At 64.2% G+C, this 3,432-nt stretch carries 2 protein-coding genes; both read left to right on the forward strand.

What is annotated here, in order from left to right; genetic code table 11:
- Nucleotides 1-235 precede the first annotated feature (235 nt).
- Nucleotides 236-1,192 carry a TIGR03885 family FMN-dependent LLM class oxidoreductase gene (locus AC4D2R_RS17955; RefSeq protein ID WP_490941462.1) on the forward strand — a complete coding sequence of 319 codons (957 nt, stop codon included), beginning with the start codon at nucleotides 236-238 and terminating at the stop codon, nucleotides 1,190-1,192.
- An 87-nt stretch (nucleotides 1,193-1,279) separates the two neighbouring features.
- A complete protein-coding gene (locus tag AC4D2R_RS17960) occupies nucleotides 1,280-2,968 on the forward strand; it encodes an alpha-amylase family protein (RefSeq protein ID WP_490941463.1) in 1,689 nt (562 codons plus the stop codon).
- Nucleotides 2,969-3,432 lie beyond the last annotated feature (464 nt).

Here is a 3,432-nt window from a genome sequence, read left to right on the forward strand (position 1 = left end):
GTAACAGCCTCAGAATTGTATGGGTTTCGCCGCCCTCACCGGGGCGACTAAACAACTATACGACGCCCACCACCCCAACACAAATCCACCCCAACACCCCGGCAAACACCCACCGAACATCCGACGAACGCCGCCCTTCGCCCGCCGCGCGCCGCCGGCACGACAGCACGGTTCGGGCTCCTGTCACCCTCGCGCAGCCCTCGACAGCGTGCCGCTGGCGCGGTATGCATGTCGGATGGCGGTTCTCGGATTTCACGCGTCCCATGAACAGATTGCTCCATCGCGCCTTTTGGAGGACGTGGTGTTGGCGGAGCAGGCCGGCTTCGACGCTGCGATGTGTTCGGACCACATCGAACCGTGGTCGGTTCGACAGGGTCATTCCGGGTTCGCCTGGTCATGGCTGGGAGCCGCCCTCGCCAGGACCACCTTGCGTTTTGGCGTCGTGACCGCGCCCGGCCAGCGCTACCATCCCGCAGTTCTCGCCCATGCCTCCGCCACTCTGGCCGAGATGTATCCGGGCCGCCTGTGGGTCGCCCTGGGCAGCGGCGAGAACATGAACGAACACATCACTGGCGAGGGGTGGCCACCCAAGGACGTCAGGCAGCGGCGCCTCGAGGAGTGCGTGTCGATCATCCGCCGCCTGCACAGCGGTGAGGAGGTGACTCACCGCGGATTGGTGACCGTTGAACAGGCACGGATTTGGGACCCTCCGGCCGTCATGCCACCGTTGATCGCACCAGCCGTCACTGTGGAAACGGCGCGTCGCGCCGCGGACTGGGCCGATGGGTTGGTGACGATCAACCAGCCGCTGGAGCAGCTGCGGAGCATGCTCTCGGCATACAGGGATGCCGGGGGCGCAGGAACGCTGACGCTGCAGGTGCACCTCTCCTGGGCGCCGACTGACGCCGAGGCCCTCGGTATCGCGATGGACCAGTGGAGAACCAATACTTTCGCTCCGCCCATACCCTGGGATCTTCCGACTGCCGCCTATTTCGATGCTGTCAGTGGTGACGTCGGTGAGTCAGCGGTCCGGAAGGCAGTCAATGTCTCCGCCAGCACCGGCGAGCACGCACAGTGGCTTCAGGAGTACCTCGAACTCGGCTTCGACGAGGTGTACTTGCATTTCGTGGGTCAGGATCAGCAGCCCTTCATCGATACCTTCGCGGACAAGGTCCTGCCCGAGCTCCGTTGAGCAGGCGGGGCCCGCATCAGCCGTCGTGGCCACCCGTCATCACCCGCACAGTCCAGCCAGTGATCCACAGTCCATTCAGGGGGAGCTTTGAAAATTACGGACACGTCAGACCTGTGGTGGAAGAACGCCGTCATCTACTGCCTCGACGTCGAGACCTTCTACGACTCCAACGGCGATGGCATCGGTGATCTGGTTGGTCTTTCGGAGCGGGTGGGTTACCTGGCGGACCTTGGGGTCACGTGCATCTGGTTGATGCCGTTCTATCCCACCCCCGACCGCGACGACGGATATGACATCACCGATCTATACGGGGTGGACAGCCGGCTCGGAACCTACGGCGACCTCGTCGAATTCATCCGAACCGCCAAGGATCGGGGCATGCGCGTGATTGCTGACCTCGTGGTGAACCACACCTCGGACCAGCACCCGTGGTTCGAGTCGGCCCGCGGATCGAAAGACAGCCCCTTTCGCGATTTCTACGTGTGGCGGTCCGATCCCCCGCCTGACACCTCGGAAGAAGTGGTCTTCCCGGATCAGGAGAAGTCGATCTGGACCAAGTCCGACCCGACAGGTGAGTGGTACCAGCACCGCTTCTACCGGCACCAACCGGATCTGAACATCGCCAATCCCCGGGTGCGCGACGAGATCACCAAAGCCGCGGGTTTCTGGCTGCAGCTGGGACTGGACGGCTTCCGTGTGGATGCCGTTCCCTTCATCCTCGAGACGACCGGTACACAGTCGGACGACCTGCCCGAGCCCCACGAGTTCCTCAAGGACCTGAGGCGATTCGTCGGCCGCCGGAACGGCTCGGCGATCCTCCTGGGGGAGGTGAACCTCTCCTATGATGCCCAACTTCGTTTCCTTGGCGGAGAATCCGCCGATGAGCTGACCATGCTTTTCGATTTCATTGGAATGCAGAACATGTACCTCGCACTGGCCCGCCAGGAGGCGGCCCCGCTGGCCGCCGCGCTCCAGGCAAGACCCGCCATGAACCCGGACAACCAGTGGGCCACGTTCGTCAGGAACCATGACGAACTGACCCTCGACAAGCTGACCGAGCAGGAACGGCAGGAGGTGTTTGCCGCCTTCGGTCCTGAGGAACACATGCAGGTTTATGGGCGCGGTCTCAAGCGCCGTCTTCCACCGATGCTTTGTGGAAATGCGCGCCGCATCCGAATGGTGTATTCGCTGCTCTTCTCGCTGCCCGGGACACCTGTCCTTTTTTACGGGGAGGAGATCGGTATGGGGGAAGACCTTGATGCGGATGGACGGCTGGCGGTCCGTACGCCGATGCAGTGGACCGACGGGAAGAACGCGGGTTTCTCCCGTGCTGACGAGCCCCAACTGATCTCCCGCCTGGTCGAGGGCGACTTCGGTCCGTCCACGGTCAACGTTGCCCGTGCCCGGCAGGACCCGGAGTCACTCCTGCATTTCCTGGCGGATCTCATCCGCCGCTACCGTCAATGCCCTGAACTTGGCTGGGGCGCCTTTGAGGTACTTTCCCAGGCCGAGCCATCGGTTCTTGCCCACCGCTGCACCCTGGAAACCTCGAGCATGGTGCTCGTTCACAACCTCGCAGAAAAGGACACAACTGTGACCCTCGACGTCACCAGCTCCCGTCACGCTCCTGGCGACCTCGCGGGAAAGACCCTCCTGAACCTGCTCGGCGGGGCAGACGAGCAGATCTCCGACAACGGTGCGGTAGAGCTTCACCTCGGGGCCTACGACTACCGGTGGCTGCGTATCCCCGATGCGGCCGACCACAGGCTTCCCTAGCGGGAAGCCGGTAACCACGGCGGGAATCACGCCCTGTCCTTCAGGGTGAGGTACGAGTAGACCGGCAGCAGGGCCTTGGTTCCCGGGGCACTCCATGGACCAACGGAATTTCGGACCAGCGGGTGAAAATCTCCGCCCCGCGGTGGACCGGCATGAGCACGACCCACACAGCCGTCGGTATGACGCGCGGGCGTTGCCGGCGGCCGGGTGGGTCGGCAGGTGTGGATGGCGCCGGGTTGGAGTGCCGGGGTTGCCGGGCCGGCGGGGCGTTGCCGGCTGGGCCGGCCTGTACCGGTTGCAGCGTTGGAGTTTCCGGGCCGGCCGGGGGTGGAGTGCCGGTGTTGCCGGGCCGGCGCTGCCGGCGTTGCCGGGCCGGTGGGTGGGTGGGGGTGGTTGGGGGGTTAAGCAGGTGAAGCCCTGACGTTTCCGTCAGGGCTTCACTTGTAATGGTTGTCCGGCGGTGT

This window comes from Arthrobacter sp. TJ-217, from assembly GCF_058269255.1.